We start from the raw sequence: 15,910 nt of genomic DNA on the forward strand, positions 1-15,910 counted from the left end.
GTACAATACAGAATACAGAACAGCTAAAATGGGATACAAAGGAGAGCATTTGCATGGAGAGCAAGAAAAAAATGTTGTTTATTTTTAATCCGTTTTCCGGAAAAGCACAGATTAAAAGTAAACTGTTTGAAATTATCGATGTTTTTGTAAAAGGCGGATATGAAGTCATTGTCCACCCGACGCAGGCAGTCGGAGATGGTTTCGAAAAGACAAAGGAGCTTGCGCCGCAGGTGGATCTCGTTGTCTGCAGCGGGGGCGACGGAACACTGGATGAAGTTGTCAGCGGTCTGATGGAAGTGGATCAGCGCGTTCCGATCGGTTATATTCCGGCCGGAAGCACCAATGACTTTGCAAACAGTCTTTCTATTTCGAAAGATATGGTACAGGCGGCAAAGGATATCATCGAGGGAAACCTGTATTCCTGTGATGTGGGAGCGTTCAACAACGACAGCTTTGTCTACATCGCTGCATTCGGCCTTTTCACGGATGTTTCCTATGAGACAGACCAGCACATGAAAAACATTCTCGGCCATCTGGCATACCTGCTGGAGGGATCCAAACGGATCTGGAATGTGCCGACGTACTGGATTAAAGTCGAGGCAAACGGGGAAACCTTTGAGGGAGAGTATATCTACGGTATGGTGACGAATGCCAAGTCCGTCGGCGGCTTCAAAAACCTGCCGGGACAGGATGTACGCCTGGATGACGGACTCTTCGAGGTAACCCTGATCAAACGCCCGAAAAACCCGCTGGAACTGAATGAGATCATTGCGTCCCTGCTGATGCAGGAGGATCACACAGACCTCATCGATTCGTTCAAGACCGACCGCATCATCATCGAGTCCAACCAGGAGATTTCCTGGACTCTGGACGGCGAATACGGCGGAGATCACGGCTATGTCTGCATCGAAGCGCGCAAACATGCCATGGAACTGGTTCTGAACAATAAGTAGGCACGGCTTTTTGATAAGTTTTTCACAAAAAAGTGCAAAAAAATGGATTTCGCCACGAAAACCATTTGGCATTTGCAGAAAGATGTTGTATAATAAAACTAGTTATGAAAGTAACAAGTATGCGGCGGTCTGTTCTAAAAGGGCACGCGGCACAATTACAGACACAGGAGGTCATTTGAGCTATGTTAGTATCAGCAAAAGAAATGTTGGACAAAGCAAAAGCCGGCCATTATGCAGTTGGTCAGTTTAACATCAACAACCTGGAGTGGACAAAATCCATCCTTCTTACCGCACAGGAGATGAATTCTCCAGTTATCCTTGGTGTATCCGAGGGTGCAGGAAAATACATGACAGGCTTCAAGACCGTAGCTGCTATGGTAAAAGCTATGATCGAAGAGCTGAACATCACTGTTCCGGTTGCTCTGCATCTGGATCACGGAACCTACGAAGGATGCTACAAATGTATCGAAGCAGGTTTCTCATCCATCATGTTTGACGGATCTCATTATCCGATCGAAGAGAACGTTGCAAAAACAAAAGAACTGGTAGCTGTCTGCAAAGAGAAAGGAATGTCTCTGGAAGCAGAAGTTGGTTCTATCGGTGGAGAAGAAGACGGCGTTATCGGCATGGGCGAGTGCGCTGATCCGAACGAGTGCAAGATGATTGCAGACCTCGGTGTAGATATGCTTGCAGCAGGTATCGGCAATATCCACGGTGTATACCCGGCTAACTGGCAGGGACTGAGCTTTGAGACTCTGGCAGCTGTACAGGAGCTGACAGGAACTATGCCGCTCGTTCTTCACGGTGGTACAGGTATCCCGGATGACATGATCAAGAAAGCCATTGACCTTGGCGTTTCCAAAATCAATGTAAATACAGAGTGCCAGCTTGCATTCGCAGCAGCTACACGTAAATACATCGAAGAGGGCAAAGATCAGCAGGGTAAAGGATTCGATCCTCGTAAACTCCTTGCTCCTGGCGCAGAAGCTATCAAAGCTACTGTAAGAGAAAAAATCGAACTGTTCGGTTCTGCAAACAAAGCCTGAGTTTAAGCACGAAAATGCTGTGCAGGATTCCTGGGGGACTTCCTCCTCAGGGTCCGCACAGTATTTTTTTTCGCGAGCAACGAGTCGAAGTCCGTGCTTGCACGAGACCTTGACGACTGCCGCGAAAGCTTTCATCGAATCCGCTAATTTTTTCGCCTGAATTAGGAAAGTTTTGTAAAATAATACGAAAAAGGGACTGAGTTCAAAAAAGCACTTGCGTTTTTTAAGTTTTTGAGTTATTTTAGTATCAGTTGGAAATCAAATCCATATGCGAATGTAAAACAAGGGCGTTCTACAAAAACTTAGCTTTCCTTAGCTGCTTTTTGAGAACCCCTTTTTCTTGTATCAGGACCTTTTTAGAGTCCGGCGGGAAGGTCGCATCGCAAAATTCACAAATGGAAAGGAAGAAAGAAAATGGGAGAATATGTAAATCCAGCCAAAATTTTTGGCGAAAATGTATTCAATGACACTGTAATGCAGGAACGTCTTCCAAAAAATGTTTACAAGAAGCTGAAAAAGATCATCGAAGAAGGCGGTGAGCTGGATCTTGCTACTGCAGATACGATTGCACATGAGATGAAAGAATGGGCAATTGAAAAAGGAGCAACACACTATACACACTGGTTCCAGCCGCTGACCGGTGCAACTGCAGAAAAGCACGATTCTTTTATCACAGCACCGATGCCGAACGGCAAAGTACTGATGAGCTTCTCCGGTAAAGAGCTGATCAAAGGCGAGCCGGATGCATCTTCTTTCCCGTCCGGTGGACTGCGTGCTACCTTTGAGGCAAGAGGATATACAGCATGGGACTGCACCTCACCGGCTTTCGTTCGTCAGGACGCAGCAGGCGCAACCCTCTGCATTCCGACTGCATTCTGCTCCTACACAGGAGAGGCGCTTGACCAGAAAACACCGCTTCTTCGTTCCATGGAAGCTCTGAATGTACAGTCCCTGCGTCTGTTAAAACTGTTCGGAAACACCACTTCCAAGAAAGTAACTCCTTCCGTAGGACCGGAGCAGGAATACTTCCTGGTAGATGCAGAGAAATTCCTGCAGAGAAAAGACCTGATCTACACCGGACGTACCCTGTTTGGCGCAATGCCTCCAAAAGGACAGGAGATGGACGATCACTATTTCGGAACCATCCGTCAGAGAATTGCTTCCTTTATGAAGGATGTCAACATTGAGCTGTGGAAGATGGGTGTTACAGCAAAGACACAGCACAATGAGGTTGCACCGGCACAGCACGAGCTGGCTTCCATTTATTCCGAGGCAAACGTAGCAGTTGACAACAACCAGCTCGTTATGCAGACTTTAAAGAGAGTTGCATGCCAGCACGGACTGAAATGCCTGCTGCATGAGAAACCGTTCGCAGGTGTCAACGGTTCCGGTAAACACGACAACTGGTCCATCACCACAGATGACGGCATCAACCTTCTTGAGCCGGGCAAAACACCGCACGAGAACATTCAGTTCCTGCTCGTATTAAGCTGCGTTCTGAAAGCCGTTGATGTTCACGCAGATCTGCTTCGTGAGTCCGCAGCCGATCCGGGAAACGATCACAGACTGGGAGCTAACGAGGCGCCGCCAGCTATTATTTCTGTATTCCTTGGAGAGCAGCTGGAGGATGTTGTAGAGCAGCTCATCAGCACCGGAAATGCAACAAAGAGCAAAAAAGAGGGCGTTCTGGAGACTGGTGTTAAGACACTTCCGGATCTCAAGAAAGATGCTACCGACCGTAACAGAACCTCACCGTTTGCTTTCACCGGAAACAAATTCGAGTTCCGTATGGTTGGTTCCCGTGACTCCGTTGCAGCTCCGAACATCGTACTGAACACCATCGTTGCAGAAGCATTCCGCGATGCATGCGATGTACTGGAAGGCGCTGAAAACTTCGAGGACGCTGTCCATGATCTGATCAAGAAGAACTTAAGTGAGCATCAGAGAATCATCTTCAATGGCGACGGATATGCAGATGAGTGGTTAGCTGAGGCAGAGAGAAGAGGACTTCCGAACATCAAATCCATGGTGTACGCAATCCCGGCACTGACCACTGATACCGCAATCAAACTGTTCGGCGATTTCAAAGTATTCACCGAGGCAGAGCTGGTATCCCGTGCAGAAGTTAAATTCGAGAACTATGCAAAGACCATCAACATCGAAGCAAAGACCATGATCGACATGGCAAGCAAACAGATCATCCCGGCAGTCATCAAATATGCGACTTCCCTGGCTGGATCTATCAACACCATCACCGCAGCAGGTGTTACAGCAGTTGGTGTGCAGAAGAATCTGCTGAACGAGACAAGCGAGCTGCTGGAGGAAACCCAGAAAGCACTCGACGAGCTGATCGCAATCGAGAATGCAGGATGCGAGATGGAAGACGGTGAAGCAAAAGCAAAATACTACTACGAGAAAGTTACTCCGGCTATGGAGGCACTCCGTGCACCGGTTGACAAACTGGAGATGATCGTAGACAAAGAGATGTGGCCGATGCCGTCTTACGGCGATCTGATGTTTGAGGTTTAATCCGCAGACGGTCCGATAAATTGTAAAAATTCTGTGAAAACAGGGCAGAAAAAGAGGCTGTTTTTGACAACAGCCTCTTTTTTTAGTATAATGAGGATTAGCTGTTGCCAGAAGAAAAGGGCGGACAGCGCTGCCGGAAGAAACGGCAGGAAAACATGGAGGAAACGCTTCTGGATTTCGAAGGAAAACAGAAGTATACAGAACAATGAATGCAGAACTGGAAATTTTAGGTGTGAAGCTGAAACATTACCGCGTCGATGCGGCAATGGAGATTGCAGAGGAATACCTCTCGAACGATAAGCTGAATACCATCGGGATTGTTACGATGCAGATGCTGATGCAGGCGAGCAAGGAACCGACGTGGAAACAGTATATCGAAGATCTGGATCTGACGGTCATCGGGGAAACCGAAGTGCTGGAGGCAGCAGGAATCGACCCGGAGACGCCGTCCTATGAGGAAGTGGAGACGAACGAGTTCATCGCCCGTTTTTTCTGGGGACTGATTCAGAAGAAAAGCCGGATTTTCGTACTGGGCGACACTGAAGAAGAACTGCAGACACTGCAGAAATATCTGACAGAAACGTATCCCGGCATTGAGATCGGAGGCGGTGCTGTTGTCGAGACGCTGGAGGAATCCGCGTTTGACAGCCTGGTCAACGAGATCAACAGCCAGACGACGGACGTGATTGTGAGCGGCCTTGCAGGAACGCGGCAGGATCGTTTCGTTCTGGAAAACAGCAGCAAAATCAGCGCGAAAATCTGGCTGAGCCTTGGCGAACACTCAACACTGCAGAACGAGGCCGGTATAAAAACGAGCTGGTGGGGAACTCTGCTAAAGAAGAATACGTTCAAGTGGATGGTAACAAAATATAACAGCGAAAAGGACGGTTGAAGTTCATGAACTGGATACGGAACAAACAGCAGTGGAGAGATTATCTGCTGATTACGCTGGGAACCGCGGTCATGGCGGTTGCGACCAGCTCGATTTACGACCCGGCGGGGCTTGTTACCGGAGGATTTTCCGGTCTTGCAATCGTCATCAAACAACTGAGCCAGATGCTGTTCGGAAAAGGAGTTCCGCTCTGGGTGACGAACCTTGTGCTGAACATTCCGCTCTTTCTGTTCGGAATCCGTATGAGCCGCGATTTTCTGGTGAAAACCATCTTCGGAACCCTGATGAATACGTTCTGGATTGCCGTTCTCCCGGTGCTGCAGCTGGTGCCGGATGACAGGATGCTTTCCGCACTGTTCGGCGGCGTTCTGATGGGAGCAGGCATCGGCCTCGTCTTCATCGGAAACGGTACGACGGGCGGAACGGATATGATGGCGGCTCTGATCCAGAGAAAGCTGCGCCACTATTCCGTTGCACAGGTTATGCAGGTGCTTGATGGAATCATCGTCATCGCCGGTATTTTTGTCTTCGGTATCCACGCTTCGCTCTATGCGATCGTGGCAATCTACGTGACGACGAAAATGACGGATGCCCTGATGGAAGGTATGAATTATGCGAAATCCGCGTTTATCATTACCGCGCATCCGGAGCAGGTAGCCGATGAGCTCATGAAAGAACTCGACCGCGGCGCGTCCGGCATCCACATCAAGGGAATGTACACGGGCGAAGAGCGTATGATGGTATTCTGTGTTGTGGGCAAAAAACAGATCCCGCAGCTCAAACAGATCGTAGGAACGATCGATCCGGACGCGTTTGTCGTTGTGTCGGATGCAAGAGAGGTCTTAGGAGAGGGCTTCCAGACGGATTTCTCCTGACCTTTTTACGTATTTTGTGGTATAAATGTTGTGTTTTCTCTTCCTTTTTTGTCTATTTTGTATTAAAATAAGTATATCTGTGAGGTACTTTGCATCAGGCGCAGAACCATAGGGGTGTGGATATGCCTGGCAATGAAAGCGGGTGCAGCCGGAGACAAACTATAGGATGAAAGAGGGAAGAAAATATGATTTCAAATCAGATTTTACAGAGTACCATTGAGGGAATCAAAAATATTTCGCGTGTCGAACTCTGCGTGACTGATGTAGAAGGAAAAGTTCTGGTAACGACGTTTCCGGAGGTTGAGATCAGCCAGAATGATATTGTAACGTTTGCGCAGTCTCAGGCAGATTCCCAGACCATGAAAAACTATCAGTTTTTTAAAGTATACGATGAACACCAGCTGGAGTACATTCTGGTTGTAAAAGGCGGAAACGATGACATTCACCTGATCGGGAAAATGGTTACCTTCCAGATTCAGGGCCTCCTTACCGCCTACAAGGAGCGCTTCGATAAAGACAACTTTATCAAGAATCTGCTGCTCGACAACCTGCTGCTGGTCGACATCTACAACAGGGCGAAGAAGTTACATATTGAAGTGGAAGCACGCCGCCTTGTATTTATTCTTGAGACAAATCCGGATAAAAACAGCGGGGCGCTCGAGAGCGTCAAGAGTCTGCTCGGTACCAAATCCGGTGACTTTATCACTGCAGTTGATGAGAAAAACATCATCATCGTAAAAGAACTTGCTCCAGGTGAGGATTATGCCCAGATGAACAAAGTGGCAGCCACCATTCTGGAAGCAGCAGGAAGAGATGAGGAGGGGAAAACCCACGTTGCTTACGGTACCATTGTCAAGGAGATCAAAGAAGTATCGCGTTCCTATAAAGAAGCCAGAATGGCGATGGACGTCGGAAAAATTTTCTCCGCTGAGAATGATATCTATGCATACAGCTCACTGGGCATCGGCCGTCTGATTTACCAGCTTCCGATCCCACTGTGCAAAATGTTCATCAAAGAAATTTTCGGCAACAAATCGCCGGATGACTTTGATGAGGAGACACTGACAACGATCAATAAATTCTTTGAAAATTCTCTGAATGTCTCGGAAACCTCGAGACAGCTTTATATACACCGAAATACCCTTGTCTATCGGCTGGATAAGCTGCAGAAGAGCACGGGACTCGATCTTAGAGTTTTTGAAGATGCGATCACATTCAAGATTGCGCTTATGGTTGTGCAGTACATGAAATACATGGAAACGCTCGATTATTAAGCGAGAACCCTTGAAGGAGGAATTGCATGATAACATTGGATAGTGTAAGTAAGAGTTACGCGAAAGGCCAGCCGGCCGTCAACAACGTATCCTTACACATCGAGAAGGGGGAATTCGTCTTTATCGTGGGAAACAGCGGTTCTGGAAAATCGACGCTGATCAAGCTCCTTTTGAAAGAACTCGAGCCCACATCCGGTACCATTAAGGTAAACGGACAGATCTTAAATAAAATGAAACGCTGGAGAGTGCCGAAATACCGCCGCGGTGTCGGCGTCGTATTCCAGGATTTCCGCCTTTTAAAAGACCGGAATGTCTATGAAAACGTAGCATTCGCACAGCGTGTCATCGAGAAACCGAACCGCGTCATCAAAAAGCGCGTGCCGGAAGTCCTGACGCTGGTCGGACTGGCAGAGAAGTACAAATCCTTCCCGAAGGAGCTTTCCGGAGGAGAGCAGCAGCGAGTTGCCGTGGCAAGAGCCATTGTCAACCGGCCTGACATTCTTCTGGCGGACGAGCCGACCGGAAACCTGGACCCGGGAAACTCCATGGAGATTATGAAGCTCCTGGAGGAAATCAACAACAGAGGAACGACCGTTCTTGTGGTAACCCACAACCGTGAGATCGTCAACTCCATGAAAAAACGCGTTATTACCATGCGAAAAGGCGTGGTAGTCAGCGATGAGAAGGAGGGCGAGTACCATGAGGTTTAGTACACTGGGCTACAGCATCAAACAGGGTGTCAAAAACATCTGGAGAAACAAGATGTTCTCGCTGGCATCCATCGCAACCATGGGAGCCTGTATCTTTCTGTTCGGTATCTTCTTTGCGGTTGTCATCAACTTTAACTACATCGTAAAAAATGCCGAGACAGACGTATCCATGACCGTCTTCTTCAACGAAGATGTGGATCAGGCGACGATCGATGAGATCGGAACGGAGATCAAGGCCAAGACCGATGTGGTCAAGGAATGTAAGTATGTTTCCGCGGATGAGACGTGGGAAAACTTTGCAAAACAGTATTTCGAAGGAAAAGAGGAATACAAGGACGGCTTTAAGCCAAACGACAACCCGCTCGCAACTTCTGCTCACTACGAGGTTTACGTATACCAGGTAGAGACGCAGGATGCACTGGCTGAGTATATCCGCTCGCTGGACGGTGTCCGTGAGGTTAAACAGGCCGAGGGCGCAACAACAACGTTGACGACGATGAACCGTGTCATTGGCTACGTTTCCATCGCGATCATCCTGATTCTTCTTGCCGTATCTGTTTTCCTGATCAGCAATACCGTCACGATCGGTATTTCGGTCCGGAAAGAGGAGATCGGTATCATGAAGCTGATCGGTGCGACGAACCTGTTTGTAAGGGCTCCGTTCCTGATCGAGGGTATCCTGATCGGTCTTGTCGGAGCAGCGATTCCGCTGGGGCTGCTGTACGTTGTATACAACAGAGTCATCAGCTACGTTATGACGGAGTTCAGCGTACTGTCGAACTTTATGGCATTCATGCCGGTATCGGCCGTCTTCCGGATTCTGCTTCCGGTCGGACTCATTCTCGGTATGGGAATCGGTCTTGTCGGCAGTATCTTTACGATTCGAAAACACTTGAAAGTCTGATAGGATTAGACAATATAATGAAGTAAAAATAAGTCCCGGAATCCGTCAAAAGATTCCGGGATCTTTCGATTGGGAGGCATATTTTGGAAGAACTGATGAAGGAAGAAAAAGAGGGCGTAAAAGCGGCAGAGCAGGAAAAACCGAAAAAGCGCAGAAACAGAAAGAAAAACCGAAAAAATGAGATGCGGAAGAGCTACTTTGCGGGCATGATTTCCATGCTGGCGATTGTAATGATCGTGCTTGTCGGAACAACGTTTCTTTGGCCGGGAAGCAGTGCGGACCACCCCGGCGGCTTCTGGTCGTGGCGGAAGACGGCGGCGATCAAAGCGATGATCAGCCAGCTTTACGCGGGCGATGTGGATGACACAGAGCTGTCGAATGCGATGTATAAAGGGCTGATCAGCGGCCTCGGCGACAAGTATTCTACGTATTACACGAAAGAGGAATACGAAGCGATCAAGACAGCGCAGGAGGGTTACTATCAGGGCATCGGTGTTACGGTGACGCTGGACGGCGATAAGCTGCAGGTCACCGGCGTACAGGACGATACCCCGGCGGCAAAGGCGGGCATTCAGGCGGATGACCGCATTGTAAAGATTGACGGGCAGACACTCGAAGGCTTAAGCCTCAACGATGCGGTCGGTCTTCTGAAAAACAGCGAGAACGACACCGTGACGCTTTCCATCGAGCGGGAGGGCGAGGCGGATCTGATTGAAACGGAAGTCACAAAAGAGAAGCTTGCTGCGATTGTGGCAGACGGTAAAATGCTGGACGACAAGATCGGCTATCTGGCCATCAGCGAGTTTACAGGGCTTACCTCCGAGCAGTTCCAGAAAGCATACCAGTCACTGCAGGATCAGGGCATGGAGCGCCTGATCATCGACCTGCGCGGCAATCCGGGCGGCCTTGTGACGGCAGTCTGCGACACCCTGCGCCAGATCCTGCCGGAGGGACTCATCGTGTATACCGAGGATAAAAATGGAAAACGGGAAGAGTATACCTGCGACGGCGATACCCCGATCTCGATTCCACTCGTCGTGCTGGTTAATGAAAATACGGCAAGTGCGGCAGAAATCTTCACGGGAGCAGTCAAAGATTACGGCATCGGAACGATTGTCGGAACGACGACATTCGGAAAAGGCATTGTCCAGAATACATTCCAGCTCTCGGACGGCAGCGTGGTGAAACTGACGATTGCCCATTATTACACGCCGCTCGGAAACGACATCCACAAGGTCGGCATTACGCCGGATGTCGAGGTGGAGCTGCCGGATGACGCGACGAGCGATGTGCAGCTCGAAAAAGCGTTGGAAGTTGTCAAAGGACTGGAAAGTGCGGAATAAAATAAGAATTTTCACAGAAAAGCAGGAAAAAGGTAGGAAAAAAAGCACGAACGTGTTATCTTAGTAGAGGAGCCGAAAACAGATCTTGGCAGGCTCTAAAAGAAAGTGAGGAAAGACAGATGAACTTTACAGAAAGAAGAAAACAGGTTTTTGATAAAATGGACCAGGATTCCGCACTGCTTTTGTTTTCCGGAATCGAGCTGCATGTCAGCGCAGACGAATATCTGCCGTTTGAAGCAAACCGCAACTTTTTCTATCTGACCGGCCTTCGCAGAGATCACATGATCCTGATGATGAAAAAGACCGCAAAAGAGGAGAAATCCATTCTGTTTATCGAGGAAGCGGATCTGAACCAGGAGAGATGGTTTGGAAGAAAAGTAACCGTATCCGAGGCACAGGAGATCACCGGAATCGATGACGTTCGTTTCCTGGATTCCTTTGAGGGCGTGGTAAACCGTCTGATGGCACGCGAGGACATCGGAACCCTGTATTTCGACTGCTACCGCTATCAGGTCGAGGATCTGCCGGATTACAACATGGTAAAGGCAGAGGAGTTCGCAAAGAAATTCCCGGGCAGACCGATCAAAGACATTGCGCCTGTCATCGCGGCACTGCGTATGCAGAAGGATGCGGATGAGATCGCACTTGTCCGCCAGGCAATCAAAATCACGGATGATGCGCTGAAATTTGTAATGAAAAACCTGAAACCGGGCTGCACCGAGTATCAGGCACAGGCTGATTTCGAGTACAAGATTTTCCACGAGGGAGCAGACGGAACCGCATTCCCGACGATCGCAGGAAGCGGTGCAAACGGAACGATGCTGCACTACGACACCAACCGTGACGTGTGCGAGGATGAGACCCTGCTTCTGATGGACCTCGGAGCAAAATTCCAGGGCTACTGCGCAGATATCACCAGAACGTATCCAGTCAACGGAAAATATACGGAACGTCAGAGACAGGTTTACGACGTTGTTCTGGCAGCAAACCGCGCCGTTGCAAAAGCAGCAAAACCGGGTATGACATTAAAAGAGCTCGACGATATCGCAAAGGATGTTCTCGGCGAGGGCTGTGTGAAACTTGGCCTGATCGAGAAGAAAGAGGATGTCGGAACCTATTACATGCACGGCGTTTCCCATCACCTCGGCATCGATGTACACGATGTGACCGCGGCATGGAACGACAAGCTGCGTCCAGGTGCCATCATCACCGATGAGCCGGGTCTTTATATTGACGAGTGGGAGATCGGAATCCGGATCGAGGATGATATCCTGATTACAGAGGACGGATGCGAGGTTCTTTCCGAGAATCTGATGCGTGATCCAGACCAGATTGAAGCCTTTATGCAGGAAAAAGAGGCGTAAGAAAAAAACTACGGAGGATTTAGTTAGATGAAAATTGCAGTTACATACGATAACGGGAATATTTTCCAGCATTTTGGAAAAACAGAGAACTTTAAAGTTTATGAAGTAGAAGACAATCAGGTGGTTTCCAGCGAAGTGATCGGATCAAACGGAACCGGCCACGGCGCACTGGCAGGCCTTCTTTCCGAGCAGGGCGTGGATGTTCTGATCTGCGGCGGCATCGGCGGCGGTGCACAGGCAGCTCTTGCTGAGGCAGGCGTAGAGCTCTGCTCCGGAGCGGAAGGAGATGTGGATGCAGCGGTGGAAGCTTACTTAAACGGAACGCTCACATCTGCAGGTGCAACCTGCGATCACCACGATCATGAGGAAGGCCATTCCTGCGGCGACCACTGCGGAAGCCATGAGGAAGAGGAGAGCTCCTGCGGCGGTTCCTGCGGAACCTGCGGCGGCGGATGCGGTGCACCGACTCCGGTTATGGAAGGTAAGAATGTCGGAAAAACCTGCCGTACCCACTACAGAGGAACCTTCAACGATGGAACCCAGTTTGATTCTTCCTACGACCGCGGCGAACCGCTCGAGTTCATCTGCGGTGTGGGCCAGATGATCCGCGGCTTCGATGCAGCCGTTGCAGAGATGGAAGTCGGCGAAAAAGTCAACATCCATCTGATGCCGGAGGAGGCTTACGGAATGCCGGATCCGAACGCAATTTTCACCGTTGCGATCGCACAGCTTCCGGGAGCAGAGGAAGTAGAGGTCGGACAGCAGGTTTATCTGCAGAACCAGTACGGCCAGCCGTTCCCGGTAAAAGTTACCGCAAAAGACGAGACCAATATCACGTTTGATGCCAACCATGAGATGGCTGGAAAAGAGCTGAATTTTGAGATTGAGCTGGTTGAAGTGAAATAAAAAAATGCATAAAAAGAGTGTCAGGGCGAAGGAGCCAGGCACTCTTTTTTGATGCGCAGAAAAATCAACGATTCCCATTTCCGATTTCCGTTATTTTTTGTAAAAGTAAACAAAAAATGACCAAAATTCATTTTTTGTCATTTCAAATATTGACTAATAGTCATTTAAGTTGTAAGATGTGGTACTAGAAAAACAAGTTAAAAATGAATCAGAGGAGATGAATGAAAATGGTTAAAGTTGGCAAATGGATTGCCAAGCACAGGATTCTGATGCTGATCATTGGATTTCTGCTGATTATTCCGTCAGTCATCGGAATGGCAGCAACGAAAGTAAACTATGATCTGCTCAGCTATCTGCCGGAGCATCTGGAAACTGTAAAAGGACAGGACATTCTGGTAGATGAATATGGCATGGGTGCGTTCTCTATGGTTGTCGTGGAAAACATGGAAATGAAGGACGTACAGAAACTCGAAGAAAAATTCGAGCAGGTAAACCACGTAAAAGAAGTTTTATGGTATGACGATGTGGCAGACATCAGCGTGCCGGTTGAGATGATCCCGGAAAAACTCCGGAAAGCATTCTACAATGGGGATGCAACCATGATGCTCGTTCTGTTCGACAATACGACTTCTTCCGATGACTCCATGGAGGCAATCGAGGATCTTCGTAAAATTGCGAACGAGCAGTGCTTCATCGGCGGTATGACCGGTGTTGTTACCGATATCAAAAACGTAGCATTAAAAGAGCTGCCGGTTTACGTTGTCATCGCCGCAGTTTTGAGCCTCGTTGTCATCGAGCTGACATCGACTTCCTTCGTTGTTCCGATCCTGTTCCTGTTAAGTATCGGACTTGCAATCCTTTACAACCTGGGAAGCAACGTGTTCCTTGGTGAGACTTCCTACATCACAAAAGCGCTGACCGCCGTGCTGCAGCTTGGTGTTACGATGGACTACTCCATCTTCCTGCTGAACAGTTTCGAGGAGAATAAAAAGCGTTTCCCGGATGACAAAGAGCGTGCGATGGGCCATGCAATCGCCAACACGTTCAAATCCGTAGCCGGAAGCTCCGTTACCACCGTAGCCGGTTTCCTGGCACTGTGTGTTATGACCTTTGCCCTTGGCCGCGACCTTGGTATCGTTATGGCAAAAGGTGTTTTGATCGGCGTTGTCTGCTGTGTCACCGTCCTGCCGGCCATGGTTCTGGTATTTGACAAGGCAATTGAGAAAACGAGACACAAACCGCTGGTAAAAAGCCTGGATAAACCGTCCGCCTTTATCACCAAACATTATAAAGTATGGGTTGTGATCTTCCTGGTTCTGCTGTTCCCGTCGATCTACGGAAACAATCATACCCAGATTTATTACAACATCGCACGTTCCCTTCCATCTACCCTGGACTGTAACGTGGCAAACGATGAAGTAAAAGCGCAGTTCAACGTCAGCAACATGCACATCGTCATGATGGACCGCGATATGGACTCCAAACAGAAAAAGAAAATGATGGATGAGATCGGCAAGGTAAAAGGTGTCAAATCAACCATCAGCATGGGCTCCCTGCTCGGCCCGACCATTCCGGAATCCATGATCCCGGAAAATCTCCGAAGCATGCTGCAGAGCGATGAGTATGAGCTTGCATTTGTGAGCTCTGAATATGAGTCCGCAACAGATGAAGTAAACGAACAGGTCAAAGCGATTGACAAAATCGTAAAATCCTACGATAAAGATGGAATGGTCATCGGTGAAGCACCGTTGATGAAAGACCTGCAGGATGTTACCGATGCTGACCTTGTCAACGTAAACGTGCTTTCCATTGGTGCAATCTTTATTATCATTCTGCTGATCTTCAAATCGATTTCTCTGCCGATTATTCTGGTAGCAGTCATCGAGTTTGCAATTATGCTGAATATGGCAATCCCGTATTATCAGGGAACCAGTCTTCCATTCGTGGCCAGCATCGTAATCGGAGCGATTCAGCTCGGTGCAACCGTGGACTACGCGATCCTGATGACAACCCGTTATCAGAAAGAGCGCCAGAATGGAAAAGACAAAAAAGAAGCTATCAGTATTGCGCATAAGACCAGTATGCCGTCCATCATCAGCAGTGGCCTGAGTTTCTTTGCCGCAACCTTCGGTGTAGCCTGCTACTCTCAGGTTGAGATGATCGGTTCCATCTGTACCCTGCTTGCGCGGGGCGCGATCATCAGTATGGTCGTTGTTATCCTGATTCTGCCGGCAATGTTTATGATTTTCGATAAACTGATCTGTAAGACATCGATTGGATTTTTAAAGAAGAAAACAAAATAAAGTATGACAAATCCCCTGTACCGGAAGTAGCTGGTGCGGGGGAATTTTTTTGCTTTGCGTTCAAATTTCTGATGTGACGGATAAGATTCTGCCACGGATTGAAGACTGGAAGAACCGGCCACTGGACGAGGTCTATCCTATTCTCCACATCGATGCAATCCATTATTCTGTAAGGGATAATGGCGTGATCCGAAAGCTTGCTGCTTATCCAATGCGTCGTAAAACCCCTTGCTGTGGGGAGTGTCAAATGGAAGAAGTATACCGGAAAAGAAGAAGGATAATATGGAAAATCTGAAAAGATAAAAACTACTCTTTATGAAGCGTATTCTCATAGTGACAGATCACTGGATGATATCCTGGCGTTTATTGAAAACTGCGCGTCGCATTCTCGTTACTTCAGCCTGCAAATAAAAAGTCAATACTAAAATTGAAGAAAGTTAAAAAACTTTACAGGTTAAAAATTAGGCATTAAAATAAGGCCACCACAACCAGTGCTGGTCTGAAAGTAAAAGTTTTGAATTAGCTTGGATCAGGAAGAACAGAAAGATATTCTTTCACTCGTCCATAGTATATTCTGAGAAATTTATTAGCACCTGCAGTCATATAAACATAGTAAGGCTTACCCTGGGTGCGTTTTCTGTCCATGAATTGATATACAGGATCATCCTGAGGCATGGTTTTGATAAGAACATCCATTACTTGAAAAAGAGTCTTTCTTAAATTTGAAGATCCACGTTTGGATGTTGGGACGCTTTTTTGGGCATAGGAACCAGATTCGTTTACCCCAGGATCAACTCCGGCGAATGCAGTA

Annotated in this window: 13 protein-coding genes and 1 pseudogene; 13 read left to right on the forward strand and 1 reads right to left on the reverse strand. The window is 48.2% G+C overall.

Features of this window, described 5'->3' with window-relative positions:
• Positions 1-53 precede the first annotated feature (53 nt).
• The 13 genes and pseudogenes from DW769_RS12700 to DW769_RS12760 form a co-directional block, all read left to right on the forward strand.
• Complete coding sequence (locus DW769_RS12700) at positions 54-953, forward strand: diacylglycerol/lipid kinase family protein (RefSeq protein ID WP_022461578.1); 900 nt, start codon at positions 54-56, stop codon at positions 951-953.
• Positions 954-1,135: 182 nt separating this feature from the next.
• Positions 1,136-1,999 carry a class II fructose-1,6-bisphosphate aldolase gene (gene fba, locus DW769_RS12705; RefSeq protein WP_118750451.1) on the forward strand — a complete coding sequence of 288 codons (864 nt, stop codon included), beginning with the start codon at positions 1,136-1,138 and terminating at the stop codon, positions 1,997-1,999.
• Positions 2,000-2,413: 414 nt separating this feature from the next.
• Entirely contained in the window at positions 2,414-4,528 is a 2,115-nt protein-coding gene (locus tag DW769_RS12710) for a glutamine synthetase III family protein (RefSeq protein WP_118750452.1), read from the forward strand.
• Positions 4,529-4,733: 205 nt separating this feature from the next.
• Complete coding sequence (locus tag DW769_RS12715; protein ID WP_117761414.1) at positions 4,734-5,420, forward strand: WecB/TagA/CpsF family glycosyltransferase; 687 nt, start codon at positions 4,734-4,736, stop codon at positions 5,418-5,420.
• A 5-nt stretch (positions 5,421-5,425) separates the two neighbouring features.
• Positions 5,426-6,295, forward strand: coding sequence for a YitT family protein (locus tag DW769_RS12720; RefSeq protein WP_117510478.1), 870 nt, complete (start codon positions 5,426-5,428; stop codon positions 6,293-6,295).
• A gap of 185 nt (positions 6,296-6,480) precedes the next feature.
• Positions 6,481-7,569, forward strand: a complete 1,089-nt coding sequence (locus DW769_RS12725) for a PucR family transcriptional regulator (protein WP_117510479.1) — start codon at positions 6,481-6,483, stop codon at positions 7,567-7,569.
• Between the two features lie 26 nt (positions 7,570-7,595).
• Entirely contained in the window at positions 7,596-8,279 is a 684-nt protein-coding gene (ftsE, locus tag DW769_RS12730) for a cell division ATP-binding protein FtsE (protein WP_022461638.1), read from the forward strand.
• Positions 8,269-9,183, forward strand: coding sequence for a permease-like cell division protein FtsX (gene ftsX / locus DW769_RS12735; protein WP_022461639.1), 915 nt, complete (start codon positions 8,269-8,271; stop codon positions 9,181-9,183). The genes ftsE and ftsX overlap by 11 nt, the downstream gene beginning before the upstream one ends.
• Before the next feature lie 83 nt (positions 9,184-9,266).
• Positions 9,267-10,526, forward strand: a complete 1,260-nt coding sequence (locus DW769_RS12740; RefSeq protein ID WP_243105456.1) for a S41 family peptidase — start codon at positions 9,267-9,269, stop codon at positions 10,524-10,526.
• A 119-nt stretch (positions 10,527-10,645) separates the two neighbouring features.
• Positions 10,646-11,890 carry an aminopeptidase P N-terminal domain-containing protein gene (locus DW769_RS12745; protein ID WP_117801372.1) on the forward strand — a complete coding sequence of 415 codons (1,245 nt, stop codon included), beginning with the start codon at positions 10,646-10,648 and terminating at the stop codon, positions 11,888-11,890.
• A 27-nt stretch (positions 11,891-11,917) separates the two neighbouring features.
• Complete coding sequence (locus tag DW769_RS12750) at positions 11,918-12,796, forward strand: NifB/NifX family molybdenum-iron cluster-binding protein (RefSeq protein WP_118640540.1); 879 nt, start codon at positions 11,918-11,920, stop codon at positions 12,794-12,796.
• Between the two features lie 227 nt (positions 12,797-13,023).
• Positions 13,024-15,099, forward strand: coding sequence for an efflux RND transporter permease subunit (locus tag DW769_RS12755; RefSeq protein ID WP_117761409.1), 2,076 nt, complete (start codon positions 13,024-13,026; stop codon positions 15,097-15,099).
• A 64-nt stretch (positions 15,100-15,163) separates the two neighbouring features.
• Positions 15,164-15,307, forward strand: a pseudogene (locus DW769_RS12760) (transposase); the annotation flags it as partial.
• Positions 15,308-15,618: 311 nt separating this feature from the next.
• Here the strand turns inward: DW769_RS12760 and DW769_RS12765 are convergent.
• The coding region (locus tag DW769_RS12765) for a transposase (RefSeq protein ID WP_147398860.1) at positions 15,619-15,910 on the reverse strand (292 nt) is incomplete at its 5' end.

It is taken from the genome of Blautia sp. AM29-29 (genome assembly GCF_003480555.1).
Classification (GTDB): domain Bacteria; phylum Bacillota; class Clostridia; order Lachnospirales; family Lachnospiraceae; genus Fusicatenibacter; species Fusicatenibacter saccharivorans.